At 71.2% G+C, this 16,509-nt stretch carries 18 protein-coding genes; 4 read left to right on the top strand and 14 right to left on the bottom strand.

Features of this window, described 5'->3' with window-relative positions; all coding sequences use genetic code 11:
• Positions 1–174 precede the first annotated feature (174 nt).
• Complete coding sequence (locus ABT116_RS03645) at positions 175–846, top strand: potassium channel family protein (protein ID WP_351627244.1); 672 nt, start codon at positions 175–177, stop codon at positions 844–846.
• Positions 846–1,520, top strand: coding sequence for a potassium channel family protein (locus tag ABT116_RS03640; protein ID WP_344462869.1), 675 nt, complete (start codon positions 846–848; stop codon positions 1,518–1,520). The genes ABT116_RS03645 and ABT116_RS03640 overlap by 1 nt, the downstream gene beginning before the upstream one ends.
• A 76-nt stretch (positions 1,521–1,596) precedes the next feature.
• Here the strand turns inward: ABT116_RS03640 and ABT116_RS03635 are convergent, their stop codons facing one another.
• The 8 genes from ABT116_RS03635 to ABT116_RS03600 all read right to left on the bottom strand — a co-directional run bounded on the left by ABT116_RS03635 (position 1,597) and on the right by ABT116_RS03600 (position 9,585).
• Complete coding sequence (locus ABT116_RS03635; protein ID WP_351627240.1) at positions 1,597–2,328, bottom strand: DUF3159 domain-containing protein; 732 nt, start codon at positions 2,326–2,328, stop codon at positions 1,597–1,599.
• Positions 2,329–2,331: 3 nt separating this feature from the next.
• Positions 2,332–2,730: an OB-fold nucleic acid binding domain-containing protein gene (locus ABT116_RS03630; protein ID WP_351627238.1), complete on the bottom strand. Its 399-nt coding sequence runs from the start codon at positions 2,728–2,730 to the stop codon at positions 2,332–2,334.
• A 62-nt stretch (positions 2,731–2,792) separates the two neighbouring features.
• On the bottom strand, positions 2,793–3,473 hold the full coding sequence (locus tag ABT116_RS03625; RefSeq protein ID WP_351627236.1) for a response regulator: 681 nt from the start codon (positions 3,471–3,473) through the stop codon (positions 2,793–2,795).
• Complete coding sequence (locus ABT116_RS03620; RefSeq protein WP_351627233.1) at positions 3,470–6,013, bottom strand: sensor histidine kinase; 2,544 nt, start codon at positions 6,011–6,013, stop codon at positions 3,470–3,472. Before ABT116_RS03620 ends, ABT116_RS03625 begins: the two co-directional genes overlap by 4 nt.
• Positions 6,014–6,251: 238 nt before the next feature.
• Positions 6,252–7,427 (bottom strand): alginate lyase family protein, encoded by a 1,176-nt coding sequence (locus ABT116_RS03615; RefSeq protein WP_351627230.1) that lies wholly within the window; start codon positions 7,425–7,427, stop codon positions 6,252–6,254.
• Between the two features lie 271 nt (positions 7,428–7,698).
• On the bottom strand, positions 7,699–8,451 hold the full coding sequence (locus tag ABT116_RS03610) for a DUF3710 domain-containing protein (RefSeq protein WP_351627227.1): 753 nt from the start codon (positions 8,449–8,451) through the stop codon (positions 7,699–7,701).
• A gap of 1 nt (position 8,452) precedes the next feature.
• On the bottom strand, positions 8,453–9,004 hold the full coding sequence (gene dut, locus ABT116_RS03605) for a dUTP diphosphatase (protein ID WP_351627224.1): 552 nt from the start codon (positions 9,002–9,004) through the stop codon (positions 8,453–8,455).
• A complete protein-coding gene (locus tag ABT116_RS03600; protein ID WP_351627221.1) occupies positions 9,001–9,585 on the bottom strand; it encodes a PaaI family thioesterase in 585 nt (194 codons plus the stop codon). Before ABT116_RS03600 ends, dut begins: the two co-directional genes overlap by 4 nt.
• 58 nt (positions 9,586–9,643) lie before the next feature.
• Between ABT116_RS03600 and ABT116_RS03595 the strand changes: the two genes are divergently transcribed.
• Complete coding sequence (locus ABT116_RS03595) at positions 9,644–10,102, top strand: DUF3093 domain-containing protein (RefSeq protein WP_351627214.1); 459 nt, start codon at positions 9,644–9,646, stop codon at positions 10,100–10,102.
• Between the two features lie 39 nt (positions 10,103–10,141).
• Here the strand turns inward: ABT116_RS03595 and ABT116_RS03590 are convergent, their stop codons facing one another.
• The 4 genes from ABT116_RS03590 to ABT116_RS03575 form a co-directional block, all read right to left on the bottom strand.
• Complete coding sequence (locus ABT116_RS03590; RefSeq protein ID WP_351627212.1) at positions 10,142–11,113, bottom strand: hypothetical protein; 972 nt, start codon at positions 11,111–11,113, stop codon at positions 10,142–10,144.
• Positions 11,114–11,126: 13 nt separating this feature from the next.
• Positions 11,127–11,423: a DUF4193 domain-containing protein gene (locus tag ABT116_RS03585; protein WP_003993510.1), complete on the bottom strand. Its 297-nt coding sequence runs from the start codon at positions 11,421–11,423 to the stop codon at positions 11,127–11,129.
• Between the two features lie 406 nt (positions 11,424–11,829).
• Positions 11,830–13,062 (bottom strand): sensor histidine kinase, encoded by a 1,233-nt coding sequence (locus tag ABT116_RS03580; protein ID WP_351627210.1) that lies wholly within the window; start codon positions 13,060–13,062, stop codon positions 11,830–11,832.
• A gap of 6 nt (positions 13,063–13,068) precedes the next feature.
• The gene (locus ABT116_RS03575; protein ID WP_351627207.1) at positions 13,069–13,722 is read right to left on the bottom strand and encodes a response regulator transcription factor; all 654 of its coding nucleotides are present in this window, start codon (positions 13,720–13,722) and stop codon (positions 13,069–13,071) included.
• Positions 13,723–14,138: 416 nt separating this feature from the next.
• On the opposite strand from ABT116_RS03575, the gene ABT116_RS03570 reads away from it, so the two are divergent.
• Positions 14,139–14,312 (top strand): hypothetical protein, encoded by a 174-nt coding sequence (locus tag ABT116_RS03570; protein WP_167526644.1) that lies wholly within the window; start codon positions 14,139–14,141, stop codon positions 14,310–14,312.
• A gap of 120 nt (positions 14,313–14,432) precedes the next feature.
• Here the strand turns inward: ABT116_RS03570 and ABT116_RS03565 are convergent, their stop codons facing one another.
• Positions 14,433–15,248 carry an inositol monophosphatase family protein gene (locus ABT116_RS03565; RefSeq protein ID WP_351627204.1) on the bottom strand — a complete coding sequence of 272 codons (816 nt, stop codon included), beginning with the start codon at positions 15,246–15,248 and terminating at the stop codon, positions 14,433–14,435.
• Between the two features lie 8 nt (positions 15,249–15,256).
• On the bottom strand, positions 15,257–16,384 hold the full coding sequence (locus ABT116_RS03560; protein WP_351627201.1) for a ferrochelatase: 1,128 nt from the start codon (positions 16,382–16,384) through the stop codon (positions 15,257–15,259).
• Positions 16,385–16,509: the final 125 nt, after the last annotated feature.

The raw sequence follows: 16,509 nt of genomic DNA, 5'->3' as shown, positions 1-16,509 counted from the left end.
GGGCAGCCGAACGCGGCATCGCCCCCGGAGGGCATCATGGCGTGATTCCACCGGCATGATGTTGCCCGGCGGCCCGCACGCAGGCCGCGACGTGATGCCTGGCGAGCCGAGAGAGAGACATGAGCACGACATTCATGAAGCCCAGAGGGCCTGCAGGAAGCGCGGTGTGACGCGATGCATATTGTGATCATGGGTTGCGGAAGGGTGGGTTCCGCACTGGCCCAGAACCTGGAGCAACAGGGGCACACGGTCGCCGTGGTCGACCAGGACCCCACGGCCTTCCGCCGGCTGGGCTCCTCGTTCGGCGGCCGCCGGGTCACCGGTGTCGGCTTCGACCAGGACACCCTGCGCGAGGCGGGCATCGAGGAGGCCGGCGCCTTCGCCGCCGTCTCCAGCGGTGACAACTCCAACATCATCGCCGCACGCGTGGCCCGCGAGATGTTCGGCATCGAGAACGTCGCCGCCCGCATCTACGACCCCCGCCGCGCGGAGGTCTACCAGCGCCTGGGCATTCCCACCGTCGCGACCGTCCGCTGGACGGCAGACCAGATGCTGCGCCGTCTGCTCCCCTCCGGCGCCGAGCCGCTGTGGCGCGACCCCACCGGCGGTGTCCAGCTCGCCGAGGTGCACGCCTCCACCGCCTGGGTCGGCCACAAGATCAGCCGGATCCAGGAGGAGACCGGCGTGCGCGTCGCGTTCCTGACCCGGCTCGGCGAGGCGGTCCTGCCCACCTCGCAGACGGTGCTGCAGGAGGGCGACCTGGTGCACGTGATGATGCGCACCGACGAGGTCGACAAGGTCGAGGCGGCGTTCGCCAAGGGTCCCGAAGAGGAGGGCGGTCACTGATGAGGGTCGCCATTGCCGGAGCCGGCGCCGTCGGCCGCTCGATCGCGGGCGAACTGCTGGAGAACGGCCACGAGGTCCTGCTGATCGACAAGGCGCCGACCGCCATCTCGGTCGAACGCGTCCCGCAGGCCGAGTGGCTGCTCGCCGACGCCTGCGAGATCACGTCCCTGGACGAGGCGGCGCTCCAGCGCTGCAACGTCGTCATCGCCGCGACCGGCGACGACAAGGTGAACCTGGTCGTCTCGCTCCTCGCCAAGACGGAGTACGGCGTCCCGCGCGTCGTCGCCCGCGTGAACAACCCCAAGAACGAGTGGCTGTTCAACGAGTCCTGGGGCGTGGACGTGGCCGTCTCCACCCCGCGTCTGATGTCGGCCCTGGTCGAGGAGGCGGTGAGCGTGGGCGACCTGGTCCGTCTGCTCCGCTTCAGCCACGGCGACGCCAACCTGGTCGAGCTGACCCTGCCGGAGGAGTCGGCCCTGGCCGGCACGCAGGTCGGCGACGTCGACTGGCCGCAGGACACGTCCCTGGTGACGATCATCCGCGGCAACCGCGTGCTGACCCCCTCGCGGGAGGACTCCCTGGAGGCGGGCGACGAGCTCCTCTTCGTGGCCGCCCAGGCCCGCGAGGAGCAGTTGGAGGATTTGCTGTCGGTGCGACGGAACGCGGCGAGCTGAGCGCGGTCTCCGAGTCGGCGGAAGGGGCGTCCCGAGAACTCGGGACGCCCCTTCCGTGTCTGTCAGCGCGGGAGGATCACTGCTCGGCGGACCGGGCAGCGGCCTGCCGTTCCCGCTCCTCGGCGGCCTTCTCCTCCGCCTCCATCTCCGCGAACACGTCGATCGGCGCGGGTGCCTTGGCGAGGAACACCCACGTCAGGTACACCGCGAGCAGGAAGGGCGGGATCTTCAGGGCGACCAGGACCCAGCCCAGCTGTGTGGTGTCCGCCCACCAGTACAGCGGGAAGAGGATCGCGCACTTGGCGAGCAGGATCGCGCCCCACGCGTAGCTGGCCTTCGCGTAGGCCTTCTTGCGGCCCGGGTTACGGGTGCGCCAGGAGAGGTTCTCCTTGAAGACCGGGCCGAGGATCAGTCCGATCAGCGGCACCCCGCACAGCGTGGTGATGATGTAGGCGAGGCCCAGTCCCAGCGTGTAGAGCATGCCGGGCAGGTAGAAGTCCTTGGCGTTGCCGGTCATCATCGCGAAGACCACGCCGAACGCCACGCCGAAGACACCGCTGAACGCGTGCTTGACGGTGTCCTTCATCACCAGCCGGACCACGACCAGCACCAGCGACACGGCCAGCGCCGCGATCGCCGACAGGTGGAGGTCCTTGTTGATCGTGAAGATGGTGACGAAGAGGAGGCCGGGAAGCACCGTCTCCACCATGCCCCGCACGCCGCCGAACGCCTCGAACAGGGCGGCCTCGGTCACCGCCCGGGCGTCGTCCGCAGATGTCTCTTCGGTCGGCTTGTCGAGCGACGTCACCGGCTACTCCCGTCCGAGGGGTCTCAGTTCGTACTTGGGATTGAACAGCACCCGGCGGCCCCGGCTCATCGAGACCCGGCCCGACGCGATCAGCTTGCGCCCGGGCTCTATCCCCACGATGGAGCGCCTGCCGAGCCACACCACGTCCAGCGCGGCGGAGCCGTCGAACAGCTCGGCCTCCAGGGCGGGGACTCCGGCGCGCGGCCGAAGGGTGACCGTGCGCAAGGTACCAGTAACCGTCACTATCTGGCGGTCCTGACAGTCTCCGATCCGGATGCAGCCGGCCGTCTCGGTGTCCTCCCGCAGTTCCTCGGACTCCAGGTCCTCCTGCGACGAGGAGAGCCGGTCGAGCATGCGCCGGAACCTGCCCACCGGCTTTTCGGAACGAGGAACAGCACTCATGTCTGAAGCGTACCGGGGCCTACTGACGATGGGCGAGGAGCCCGTTTTCGAAGCGGTACCCCTCACTTCTCGAACCGATACCCCATCCCCGGCTCGGTGATGAAGTGCTTGGGGTGCGAGGGATCCGCTTCCAGTTTCCGCCGCAACTGCGCCATGTACACGCGCAGATAGTTCGTCTCCGTCCCGTACGACGGCCCCCACACCTCCTGGAGCAGCTGCTTCTGCCCGACCAGGCGGCCGCTGTTGCGCACGAGGACCTCCAGCAGGTGCCACTCGGTGGGCGTCAGCCGTACGTCCTTGCCGGCGCGGTCGACCTTCTTCGCGGCCAGGTCGACGGTGAACTCGCCGGTGTCGACGATCACGTCGCCCTCGCCGCCGGCCGGCTCGGCCCGGCGCACGGCGGCCCGCAGCCGGGCCAGCAGCTCGTCCATGCCGAACGGCTTGGTGACGTAGTCGTCGGCCCCCGCGTCCAGCGCCTCGACCTTCTCGTCGGAGGAGTGCCGGGCGGACAGCACCAGGATCGGCACCCGGGTCCAGCCGCGCAGACCCCTGATCACCTCGACGCCGTCCATGTCGGGCAGGCCCAGGTCCAGGACGACCACGTCGGGGTGGCGGGCGGCGGCGAGCCGGAGGGCGGTGGCGCCGTCGTGGGCCGCGTCAACGTCGTAGGTGCGTGCCTTGAGGTTGATCACGAGGGCGCGCACGATCTGCGGCTCGTCGTCGACCACCAGGACGCGGGTCATGAGGCCTGCCTTTCCGGTTCTGCGGTGGGGTGGGGATCCGGGCGGGTTCCCGCCGCGCGGAGGGAGAGGACCATGGTGAGCCCGCCGCCGGGGGTGTCCTCGGCGTTCAGTGTGCCGCCCATGGCCTCGGCGAAGCCGCGTGCCACCGCGAGCCCCAGACCCACCCCCGCGCCGCGCGGGGCGTCGCCGTGGCGCTGGAAGGGCTCGAAGATGCGGTCCTTGGCCTCGTCGGGGACGCCGGGCCCCCGGTCGACCACCCGCACCTCGACCCGGTCGGCCAGCGCGCTGGCGGCGACCAGTACGGGCGCGCCGGGCGGACTGTACTTGACGGCGTTCTCGACGAGGTTGGCCACCGCCCGCTCCAGCAGCCCGGGGTCCACGGCGACCATGGGCAGGGTCTCGGGCACGTCCAGGCAGGCGCTGCCGTCGGGGACGCCGCCGAGCGCCATCGGCACCACCTCGTCGAGGTCGATCTCGCGGATCAGCGGGGTGACGGTGCCGGTCTGGAGGCGGGACATGTCGAGGAGATTGCCGACGAGGTGGTCGAGGCGGTCGGCACCCTCCTCGATGCCCTCCAGCAGTTCGGCCCGGTCCTCCTCGGACCACTCGACGTCCTCGGAGCGCAGGGAGGTCACGGCCGCCTTGATCCCGGCGAGGGGTGTACGGAGGTCGTGGCTGACGGCTGCGAGCAGGGCCGTGCGGATGCGGTTGCCCTCGGCGAGCGTGCGGGCCCGGTCGGCCTCCTCCTGGAGCCGGCGGCGGTCCAGGACGACGGCGGCCTGGGCGGCGAAGGCGGCCAGCACCCTGCGGTCCTCGGCGGGCAGCACGCGGCCGGTCAGCGCCAGCGCCATGTGGTCTCCGACGGGCATGTCCACGTCCGCCTGATCGGGCCGCTCGACGGGACGTCCCCGGCCGACGCGGCCGGCGCAGGTCCACGGCTCGACGTCGCTCGCCCGTTCCAGCAGGGCCGCCGACTCCATGCCGAAGGTCTCCCGGACGCGTTCCAGCAGGTCTTCCAGACCCGTCTCGCCGCGCAGCACGTTGCCGGCGAGGAAGGACAGGATCTCGGACTCGGCCCGCAGCCGGGCCGCCTGGTGGGTGCGGCGGGCGGCGAGATCGACCACGGAGGCCACCGCCACGCCGACCGCCACGAAGATCACGATGGCGACGATGTTCTTCGGGTCGGCGATGGTCCACCGGTGCAGGGGCGGTGTGTAGAAGTAGTTCAGCAGCAGGGAGCCCACCGCCGCCGACGCCAGGGCGGGCAGCAGCCCGCCGAGCAGGGCGGCCGCCACCGTCAGTGCCAGGAACAGCAGCATGTCGTTGGCGAGGCCGAGGTCGACGGCGCTGAGCAGCGCGGCGAGGAGAGGCGGGCCGACGACACCGGCGATCCAGCCCCAGACCCGCCGGGAGCGCCCGAGCCGCGCGCCCCGGGCCACCGGCAGCCCGCGGCCCTTGGCGACCTCGCCGTGGGTGACGATGTGGACGTCGAGGTCGGGTCCGGACTCCCGGGCGACCGTCGCGCCGACGCCGGGTCCGAAGACGTACTGCCAGGTCTTGCGGCGCGAGGAGCCGAGCACGATCTGGGTGGCGTTCACGCCCCGGGCGAAGGCGAGCAGCGCGGCCGGTATGTCGTCGCCGACGACATGGTGGAACGTTCCGCCAAGGTCTTCGACCAGGGTGCGCTGCAGTGCCAGTTCCTTGGGCGAGGCGGAGGTCAGCCCGTCGCTGCGGGCTATGTAGACGGCCAGGACCTCACCGCCGGCGCCCTTCTCGGCCAGCCGGGCGCCCCGGCGGATGAGCGTGCGGCCCTCGGGACCGCCGGTCAGACCGACCACGATCCGCTCGCGCGAGCCCCAGATCCTCGACACCCGGTGCTCGCTGCGGTACTGGGTGAGGTAGGCGTCGACCCGGTCGGCCACCCACAGCAGCGCCAGCTCGCGCAGGGCGGTCAGGTTGCCGGGACGGAAGTAGTTCGACAGGGCGGCGTCGACCTTGTCGGGCTGGTAGACGTTGCCGTGCGCCATCCGCCGGCGCAGCGCCTCCGGCGTCATGTCGACCAGCTCGACCTGGTCGGCCCGGCGCACCACCTCGTCCGGCACGGTCTCCTGCTGCCGCACGCCGGTGATCGACTCGACGACGTCGCCGAGGGACTCCAGGTGCTGGATGTTGACGGTCGAGATCACGTCGATCCCGGCGGCGAGCAGTTCCTCCACGTCCTGCCAGCGCTTTGCGTTGCGGGAGCCGGGGACGTTCGTGTGCGCGAGTTCGTCCACCAGGGCGACCTGGGGGCGGCGGGCGAGGACGGCGTCGAGGTCCATCTCGGGGAAGAGGCCGCCGCGGTACTCCAGCTCCCGGCGCGGCACCTGCTCCAGGCCGTGCAGCATCACTTCGGTGCGGGGCCGGCCGTGGTGCTCGACGAAGGCCACCACGCAGTCCGTGCCCCGCCCGACACGTCGGTGGGCCTCGGACAGCATCGCGTACGTCTTGCCGACGCCCGGTGCCGCGCCGAGGTGGATCCGAAGCTTGCCGCGTGCCATGGCCCCATTGTCTTCCGGTGGTCTGCCGACTGCGGGCTCCGCCGACGGGCCGACCGCGCCGGCCGACGCGAACCGGATCCCGTCGACCGGCCCTCCGCAGCGTCGACCTTACGACCGGAAGGCGGGCCATCCTCGGGCCGGACGGGGTTCGGGGCCGCACTTTGACGGAACTCTGACGCGCCGGCCCACGGGCGGACCGGGCGCCGGGTCCCCGCCCGGCGCCCGGCCGGTCAGGGGCTCACCCGGGGTTGTCGCCGTGGGTGAGGGTCTCCCAGGCAACGAAGAGGTTGTTGCTGCCGGCGGGGCGGTTCCGCCGGGTCAGCGTCGCGGTGTTGGTCATGGCGTGCCCGAGACGGTTGGCCAGGGCGTTGTGCCCGACCTCGGAGACCGGCCCGAGCCCGAGCCTCAGCGAGCCGCCGCACAGCCAGCCCTCGGCACCGGCGCCGAGCTGGTACCTGGCGTGGAAGCCGAGCCCGTGCCGCAGCCGCTCGCCCACGTCGGTGGCGTAGAGGTCCTGCCCCTGGATGCGACTGGTCTCGGCGACGTGCGAGATGGCCGAGAGGCCGTAGCCGGTGTGGGTGAAGTCGCGGCAGGTCTCCTGGCTGAGTCCGGTCACGAAGGTCGACTGCCCCTGCCAGTACCTGACGATCTTCTCCCGGGTGTTCAGGTTCTGGCTCGGCACCGTCCTGGGGAGCGCGCCGTCGGCTTCCAGGTAGACGTAGGCGGCCGTACGTGCGCGGAACTTCGCCATGGCCTTGTCGTACGACGCCCTGTCCTCCAGGAAGACGGAGATGCCGACGGCGGCTTCCGTCATCGACAGCTCCCAGTTCCCGTTGGAGTTCGAGCCGTTGATGATCTCGGGCAGGTAGACGTTGCGGAGCATGGTGGCGAAGCGGCCGGAGTTCGCCCACGTGCCGGTGTACGTGTGCTTGATGATCTCGGCGGCCCTGGGCCAGGAGGAGCCGGCCCAGCCGGTCTGCAGGGGCGCGTTGCTGTCGGTGTGGTCCCGGATCACTGCGGACCAGGCGTCCATCAGCTCGATCGCCTTGCGGGCGTGTCGTTCGTCGCGGGTGATGTACCAGGCCAGGGCCTGGGTGTACGCGGCGATCGCGTCCTCACGCTCGTCCGTGCAGCCGTGGTTGGGGTTGGAGTACGAACCGCACTCGACGACCGCCCGGGGCTTGGGCGTGCGGTTCAGGTCGGCGTACTTGCTCGCCGTCATCTGGTCGAAGGCGCTCTTCCAGGGCTGGGCGCCGGCGTTGACCTTGGAGCGGGTGAAGTCCAACTGCCCCTGGGAGACGGTGACTCCCGGGTGGACGAAGGCGGCTGGGGCGGTGGGTGCGGCGTCGGCGGGCCAGGTGAGGGCGCCGGCGACGAGGGCGGCCGAGGCCGCGAGGAGTGCGGTTCTGCGCATGCGTGGGGGGCCTTCCGTTCTCGTATGTGAACGTAAAGCGCCTTTATGAACAGACGCGTTGGTCCGAGACGGTAGGTACAGACCAATGCGCCGTCAAGGTTCCGCGCACGCTCTCCAGCGCGCACGCCTCTCCGGCCCGCATGTCTCTCGAACGCGCCTGCCTCTCCAGGCGCGCCTGCCTTTCCAGCGCGCATTGCCTCTCCGGCGCGCCTCCCAGCGGGCATGAGAAAGGGCCGCACCCCGTGGGTACGGCCCTGCTGTCTCTGCGGGGTCAGCGGACCTCGGTGATCTCCGGTCCGCGCTGGAGCTGACCCATTCCGCCCGCGAAACGGGAGCCCTCCTCCTGCTGGACGCCCTCGGGGACCATCTGGGCGTCGTTCGGCAGCTTCAGGACGATCGGGTCGCGGGGCGCCATGGGGCCCTCGCCGCGGACCACGACGGTGTCCCGGAAGATCTGCTCGAGCAGCCCTGCCGCCTGCGGCTGCACGGCGCCCTGGCCCGAGATGACCCCGCGCAGGAACCAGCGGGGGCCGTCCACGCCGACGAACCGCACGACCTGGAAGCCGCCGGTGCCGTCCGGCAGCTGTACGGGTACCTGGGCGCGCAGCTCCCAGCCCAGCGGTCCCTCGACCTCGTCGACGATGCCGCCCTGCTGGGTGATGCCGGTGCCGATCTCCTCGCGCACCTCGCCCCAGATGCCCTCGCGCTTGGGCGCGGCGAAGCCCTGCAGCTGGATGGCGCTGTCACGCAGCACGACCGTCGCCGCCACGATCGCGTCGCCCGCGACCTCGACCCTGAGCTCCATGCCCTCGACGCCCGGCACGAACAGACCGCCCAGGTCGACCCGGCCTTCGCCCGGGTCACGGACCTCGGAGCTGTCCCAGGGGCCGTCGGGGCGCGGCGCGGGCTCCAGCCTCAGGCGCTCGCGCTCTTCGTCCGCCTCGGTGTCGACACCGTCGACGACCTGCTCGGCCTCGCCGGCCGCGTCCTCGGCGGCATCCCTCTTCTTGCGACGTCCGAACACGTCACTGTCCTTCCCGGTCGGATACGACCGAAGCGTATCGATTCCCACCCGCCTGACCGCCCAGGGCGGCCTGACCGCTTGTGCCGCTCGTCCCGTCCACCGCGGCATGGCCTCCGGTGGACCCGAAGCCCCCCTCGGCCCGCGCGGAGCCGGGAAGTTCCGCCACCTCCTGGAAGCGGACCCTCTCGACCTGCTGGACCACCAGTTGGGCAATCCGGTCGAAGCGCTCGAACCGCACGGCCTCGCGCGGGTCGAGATTCACCACGATCACCTTGATCTCCCCACGGTACCCGGCATCAACCGTCCCCGGGGCATTCACCAGGGCGACGCCGCAGCGAGCGGCCAGACCGGATCGCGGGTGCACGAAGGCTGCGTACCCCTCCGGCAGCGCCACAGACACTCCCGTGGGCAGCACGGCCCGCTCGCCCGGCTCCAGTCGGCACGCCTCGGTGGTCCGCAGATCGGCCCCGGCGTCCCCGGGCTGCGCGTACGACGGAAGCGGTACGTCCGGGTCCACCCGCCGGATCAGCACGTCCAGCGGCTGCCGGCTCACGGGTTCACCTCGAAGGCACGGGCGCGCCGGACCTGGTCCGGGTCGTTCATGGCTGCCTGGATCTCCTCCTGGCGGCCGTGGTCGACGAAGTGGTCGACCTTCACCTCGATGAAGAGGGCGTCGGCGCGCACGGCGACGGGCCCGTCGGGACCGCCGACGCGGCCGGTCGCCGTGGAGTAGATCTTCCGCCCCGCCACGGCCGTCACCTCGGCCTCCAGGTGCAGCGTGGTGCCGACGGGCACGGGCCGTACGAAGTCGGTCTCCAGCCGCCCGGTCACCGCGATCGTGCGCAGCAGCCAGTTCAGCGAACCGAGTGTCTCGTCCAGCGCGGAGGCGAGCACACCGCCGTGTGCGAGGCCCGGGGCGCCCTGATGGGCGGGCTGGACGGTGAACTCAGCGGTGAGCGACACGCCCTCGCCGGCCCGCGCCTCCAGGTGCAGCCCGTGCGGCTGGTCGCCACCACAGCCGAAACACTCGCCGTAGTGCGCGCCGAGGAGCTCACCGGGCGCGGGCGCGTCCGGGTGCCGCACCGGTTGCGCGGCGTCGGCCGGGGGTCGAAGAGCTGCGGAAGTACCACTCACAGCCGGAGACCTTACCCGCGCGTCCGCCCCTTTCGGACACCGTGTCAAGCTAGGCCCCATGCAGCTCTCTGCCGCTCCGTACGAAGAACGCCTGACCGCTCCGCGGACCTGGTGGCTGATCTCGTTCCTGGTGGGCGTCTCGATGGCCCTGATCCTGCTCCCCTTCGGCACCCTGCCGATGCTCGGCGGCCTGGCCGGAGGCACCGCTGTCGCGGCCGTCGCCGCGAGCTCGTACGGCTCGGTGCGCATCCGCGTGGTCGGCGACTCCCTGATCGCGGGCGAGGCGAAGATCCCGCTGACGGCGCTGGGCGAGGCGGAGATCCTGGACGCGGAGGAGACCCGCGCCTGGCGCACCCACAAGGCCGACCCGCGCGCCTTCATGCTGCTGCGCGCCTACATCCCCACGGCCCTGCGCGTGGAGGTCACGGACCCGGAGGATCCGACTCCGTACCTGTACCTGTCCACGCGCGAGCCGGAGCGCCTGGCGGAGGCGCTGCGGACGGCGAAGCCGGAGTAGCACACCTGGACGAGGCGTCACCCGGCCGCCGTGCCGGTCTCAGCGTCCGTCGCCGGGCTTGCCGTCGTGTCCGCCGTCGCGCCGGTGGTCAGCGTGGCGGCCCATGGGGTCCTGCGTGATCTCCCCCATCTCCAGGGCGTCCACCGGACGTTCCAGGGCCGGGAGCGCCTCCAGGGCCTCCCAGGGCACCTGGATCTTGCGCAGGTCCCCTCTGATCCGGCCGGCGAGCTTTCTCGTCTCGCCGCGGTTCATGGCCGCCCCTACGGCGGCGCCCACCAGGAACGGCATCAGGTTCGGCATGCTGCGGACCATGCGCTTCATGATCCGCTGCCGCAGTTCGCGTTTCATACGGCTGTTCAGCGCCGCGCTGAGTGTCGACGGCTTGGACGCGTCGATCCCGCGCTCCCCCGACCACGAGTCGAGGTACGCGGTGCTGCGCTGCTTGAGATTGCCGGGCGGCCGCACGCCGTAGACCTCGTGCAGTTCGGCGATCAGCTTCAGCTCGATCACCGCGACGCCGGTGATCTCGGCGGCCAGTTCCGTCGGCATCGCCGGGGGCACGGGGAGCATCGCGGCCGCGCCGACACCCGCTCCGACCGTCGCCGTCGCCTTCGCCGCGCCCGCCACGAGCTTGTCCGCCAGCTCCTCGGGGCCGAGGCCCGGGAACTGCCTGCGCAGTGTCGCCAGGTCCCGTACGGGGACGCGCGGGGCCAGTTCGATGATCCGGTCGGCGAGGTAGGCGAGCCCGGCCCGGGCCCGGTCGCCGCCCTTGCGGGCGCCTTCTCTGGCCCGCTCCCGGATCGCCCCCGCCCGCCGTCTCGCGGCGGGTGCGGGGACGTCCACGGTTGCCGGGAGGTCACCCCGGTCCGCTGCGGGTTCGAGCGAGGCCGTCCCCGGACCGGTTGAGCCTCGCTCGTCGTCACGCACGCCGTACTGCGGGCCGTCGATCGGCCCTTCGTCCGCTTTTCGCTTGGAGAAGCGGCGCTTCCAGGGAGGGGTCGAGCCAGTCACGGCCGACCCGCCCTCAGTCGCAGTCGCGGCAGATCGGCTGACCGTTCTTCTCCCGGGCCAGCTGGCTGCGGTGGTGCACCAGGAAGCAGCTCATGCAGGTGAACTCGTCCTGCTGCTTCGGGAGCACCCGGACGGCCAGCTCCTCGTTCGAGAGGTCGGCTCCGGGCAGCTCGAGGCCTTCGGCGGCCTCGAACTCGTCGACGTCCACGGCGGAAGCCGACTTGTCGTTCCTCCGGGCCTTCAGCTCTTCGAGACTGTCCGAGTCGACGTCGTCGTCGGTCTTGCGTGGAGTGTCGTAATCGGTTGCCATGGTCGCTCTCCCCCTCTGGGTGTCTGCGGTGTCTCCAGCGCACGTAACGCGTGAGAGGCCGGACTTGTGCCCGACCTGAGGCGGAGATTTTGCCTCACATCAAGGTCTGTTACTCAATCGACACCCAACCGGACTCCTGACGAGTGATCGGCTTGGATGGCGATGGGGACCGTACACGGTCCGAATGCTGCGCGCCAAAGGCGTCTCACCGTGTACTTCCCGTGATCAAGACCCCCGAAAACCGGGATTTTCCCGGCTTTACGACAGCGTGCATGATCACGGAGAGTAGATGGCCGGAAAGGCGTCCCTGTGATCGATCACACACGGTACACACGCGGTGAAGGCTCAGAAATTGCGCGCATAGCGAACATCCCCGCGTGCCGCCGAGTTGATCGGCGACATGATCTCAGATGGGCAGCGTGACGCGCATGACGAGTCCACCCCCCTCACGCGGCTGCGCATAGATGTGCCCGCCGTGCGCGCGTGCCACGGACCGGACGATGGACAGCCCGAGCCCCACGCCCTTGTCGCTGCCCGTCCGCTCCGTGCGCAGCCGCCGGAACGGCTCGAAGAGGTTGTCGATCTCGTACGCCGGCACCACCGGACCCGTGTTGGAGACGACCAGGACCGCCTGGCCGTGCTGGACCTCGGTGGTGACCTCGACCCAGCCGCCCTCCGCCACGTTGTAGCGCACGGCGTTCTGCACGAGGTTGAGCGCGATCCGTTCCAGCAGCACGCCGTTGCCCTGCACGACCGCGGGCTTCTGCTCCCCCCGGATCACGACGCCCTTGCTCTCGGCCTCGCCGTGCACCTGGTCGATGGCCTGCGAGGCGACCTCGGCGAGATCCACGGGCCCCCGCTCGACGACCTGGTTGTCACTGCGGGCGAGCAGCAGCAGGCCCTCGACGAGCTGCTCGCTGCGCTCGTTGGTGGCCAGCAGCGTCTTGCCGAGCTGCTGGAGCTCCATCGGCGCGTTCGGATCGGACAGGTGCACCTCCAGGAGCGTGCGGTTGATCGCCAGCGGCGTTCGCAGCTCGTGCGAGGCGTTGCCGACGAAGCGCTGCTGGGCCGTGAAGGCGCGCTGCAGCCGCTCCAGCATGTCGTCGAAGGTGTCCGCCAGCTCCTTCAGCTCGTCGTCCGGGCCGTCCAGCTCGATCCGGCGGGACAGGTCGGAGCCCGCCACCGCTCGGGCGGTGCGGGTGATCCTGCCCAGCGGCGACAGGACGCGGCCGGCCATCGCGTAGCCGAAGGCGAAGGCGATGACGGCCAGGCCCAGCAGCGCCAGCAGGGAACGGCTGAGCAGGTCGTCCAGGGCGTGCCGACGCTGCTCGTTGACGCACGCGTTCATGGCGTTGTTGAACTCGCTCGGCGAGGCCTGGTCAGGCAGGTTGCAGATGTCGCTGGTGACCTTGCCCTCGACGATCTTGAAGGGCAGATCACTGCCCACGTGCAGCGCCTGGGCGGCCAGCAGGTAGATGATCGACAGCAGCAGGATCCCGGCGATCAGGAACATGCCGCCGTAGAGCAGCGTGAGCCTTATGCGGATGGTCGGGCGCAGCCACGGGAAGGGCGGCACGGGTCGTCGGGGGTCCCAGGTGGGCTTGGGGGGCGCCTGCGGGGGCGCGGGGCTCGTTGCCACGGGGTATCAGATCCGGTAGCCGGAGCCGGGGACGGTGACGATGACGGGGGGCTCGCCCAGCTTGCGGCGCAGGGTCATGACGGTCACGCGGACGACGTTCGTGAACGGGTCGGTGTTCTCGTCCCACGCCTTCTCCAGGAGCTGCTCCGCGGAGACGACGGCGCCCTCGCTGCGCATCAGCACCTCCAGGACCGCGAACTCCTTGGGAGCGAGCTGGACCTCCTGCCCGTCGCGGAACACCTCGCGCCGGTTGGGGTCGAGCTTGATCCCGGCGCGCTCCAGGACGGGCGGCAGGGGCATGCTGGTGCGCCGACCGAGGGCTCGCACCCGCGCGATGAGCTCGCTGAAGGCGAACGGCTTGGGCAGGTAGTCGTCGGCGCCGATCTCCAGTCCCTCGACCCGGTCGCTGACGTCGCCGGAGGCCGTCAGCATCAGCACGCGCGTGGGCATGCCCAGTTCGACGATCTTGCGGCAGACGTCGTCACCGTGCACGACCGGGAGGTCGCGGTCGAGGACGACCACGTCGTAGTCGTTGACGCCGATGCGCTCCAGGGCGGCCGCACCGTCGTACACGACGTCGACGGCCATGGCCTCCCGGCGCAGTCCGGTGGCCACCGCATCGGCGAGCAGCTGCTCGTCCTCGACGACGAGTACGCGCACGTTGCTGGTCCTTCCTCATGTCCACCCGCGTAGCCCTTCACCGGGCGCACGTGGGCAGGGGTCTTCGACAGTGCTTGGTGTGTTGCCCTCCATCCTGCCCTTTTCGGCCATAAGTCGGAGGTAAGGCGGGTGAGAGCTATCTGGCCCCAGGGGGAATACGAGATTTTCTCCTCCGGTTAGGTTTCCTCGGAAGGGAGCTTGGGGAGGACGGCTTTACATCCCACGATCACGCTCTGCTGGCGCCGCACCACCATGCGGTGCGCATCACAATCCGCTTTCCGCAGGGCGGGCGTGGGTGTCCGGCACCGTCGCCGCCCGGCCGACCGGCGCTGGGCATCCACATGCGGCGTGATCGTCCCTTCCGAACGGCACACCCCCGTGCCATCGACCCACGACCCAGGACGAGGGGGCGCAGCATGGACGCATTCACCGCAGGACTTCTGCAGCGCATAAGGGCGACCGAGTCCGATCTGTCCCGGGCGCGCGACGAGGGCGACGAGTTCCTCGTCGACGTGGAGCAGGGCGAGCTCGACGACCTGCGCCGTCTCGCCGCCGAGCACGGTGTGCAGGTCGGCGCGACGAGCGTCTGATCACGCGGTAGGAAGCGGGCCCCGGCGAATCCAGCGCCGGGGCCCGCCGCGTTGTCACAGGGGCGCGTTCACCCGGTGTTCATCGCGCTGTCAGGGGGTGGCCGGGCAGCCCCCGCCTCCTCAGTCGTGCCAGGCTCCGAAATCCTCCAGGAGCCGCTGGAGGGGCTCGAAGACGCCGGGGGTACCCGCTACCGCCAGATCGCCGGACGGGCGCTGTCCGGGGCGTCCACCGGTCAGCGCGCCCGCCTCCCGGGCGATCAGGTCCCCCGCCGCGAGGTCCCACGGGTGCAGGCCGCGCTCGTAGTAGCCGTCGAGGCGTCCCGCGGCGACGTCGCACAGGTCGACCGCCGCCGAGCCGCCGCGCCGGATGTCGCGCAGCAGCGGGATCAGCCGCTGGGCCACATCGGCCTGATGGGCGCGGACGTCGGCGACGTAGTTGAAGCCCGTCGACACCAGCGCCTGCTCCAGGGGCGGTGCGGGGCGGCAGGCCAGCCTGCGCTCGCCGTCCCAGGCGCCGGTGGCCCAGGCTCCGCGGCCGCGCACGGCGTGGAACGTCTCACCGCGCATCGGGGCCGTGACGACTCCGACGACGGTCTCGCCGTCCTGCTCGGCGGCGATGGAGACGGCCCAGGTGGGCAGCCCGTACAGGTAGTTCACCGTGCCGTCGAGCGGGTCGATCACCCAGCGGACGCCGCTCGTGCCCTCCGTGGCGGCGCCCTCCTCGCCGAGGATGCCGTCGTCCGGGCGGTGCTCGGCGATCAGGCCCGTGATGAGCTTCTCCGCCGCGATGTCCATCTCGGTGACGACGTCGATGGGGCTGGACTTGGTCGCGGCGACCGCGAGGTCGGCCGGACGTCCGTCCCGCAGCAGCGCGCCGGCGCGGCGGGCGGCTTCCTGGGCGAGGTCGAGCAGGTCCGTGTGCAGGGGGTCGGTCACGGGGCTCCTCACGCGTAGGTGCTGTCGGCGCCCGCGGCGGCGGGCCGGGGGGCGCGGGCCGGGCAGCAGCCGACCGGGCAGAGGTCGTGGCTCGCCCCCAGGGCGCCCAGGGCGCACGGCGTGACGTCCTGCCCGCGTTCGACGGCGGCACGCTCGACCACGAGGTCGCGGATCGCGGCGGCGAACCTCGGATCGGCGCCGACGGTGGCGGAGCGCCGCATCGGCAGACCGAGCTCCCCGGCCCGGGCCTTCGCCTCCGTGTCGAGGTCGTAGAGGACCTCCATGTGGTCGGAGACGAAGCCGATCGGGGCGATGACGACGGCCGGGACGCCGGCCGCGTGCCGCTCATCCAGGTGGTCGCAGATGTCGGGCTCGAGCCAAGGGATGTGCGGGGCACCGGAGCGGGACTGGTAGACGAGCTGCCAGGGGTGGTCGACGCCGGTGCGCTCCCGGACGGCGTCGGCGATCTGCCGCGCCACGTCCAGGTGCTGCTTCACGTAGGCGCCGCCGTCGCCGTGCTCCTCGACGGGGCCGGAGGTGTCGGCGGAGGCCGTCGGGATCGAGTGGGTCGAGAAGGCGAGGTGTGCCCCGTCCCGGACGTCCTCGGGAAGCTCGGCGAGGGACTGGAGCACCCCGTCGATCATGGGCTCCAGGAAGCCCGGGTGGTTGAAGTAGTGCCGCAGCTTGTCGACCTTCGGCAGCTCCAGGCCCTCCGCGTCCAGGGCCGCGAGCGCGTCGGCGAGGTTCTCGCGGTACTGGCGGCAGCCCGAGTACGAGGCGTAGGCGCTGGTGGCGAGGACCAGGATGCGGCGGCGTCCGTCGCGGACCATCTCGCGCAGGGTGTCCGTCAGGTACGGCGCCCAGTTGCGGTTGCCCCAGTAGACCGGCAGGTCCAGGCCGTGCTCGGCGAAGTCCTTGCGCAGGGCGTCCAGCAGGGCGCGGTTCTGGTCGTTGATCGGGCTGACCCCGCCGAACAGGAAGTAGTGCTGTCCGACTTCCTTGAGGCGTTCCTTGGGGATGCCGCGCCCACGCGTCACGTTCTCCAGGAACGGAACCACGTCGTCCGGGCCTTCCGGGCCGCCGAACGAGAGCAGGAGCAGGGCGTCGTAGGGGCTGACATCGCGCGCGTCTGGCATGAGTCGATCCTGCCACCCTGCACCGACAGCCGGGAAACGGCGGGGTGACACCCGCGCGGCGTCAGGCGGGCCCGGGGCGATCCGGCGCTGGGCCGGACGGGTGCAGAGGGACGTCGTGGGCCGTA

The sequence above is a fragment of the Streptomyces sp. NPDC002130 genome, assembly GCF_040296465.1.
GTDB lineage: Bacteria > Actinomycetota > Actinomycetes > Streptomycetales > Streptomycetaceae > Streptomyces.
This window is presented reverse-complemented; position numbering and strand designations above follow the sequence as displayed.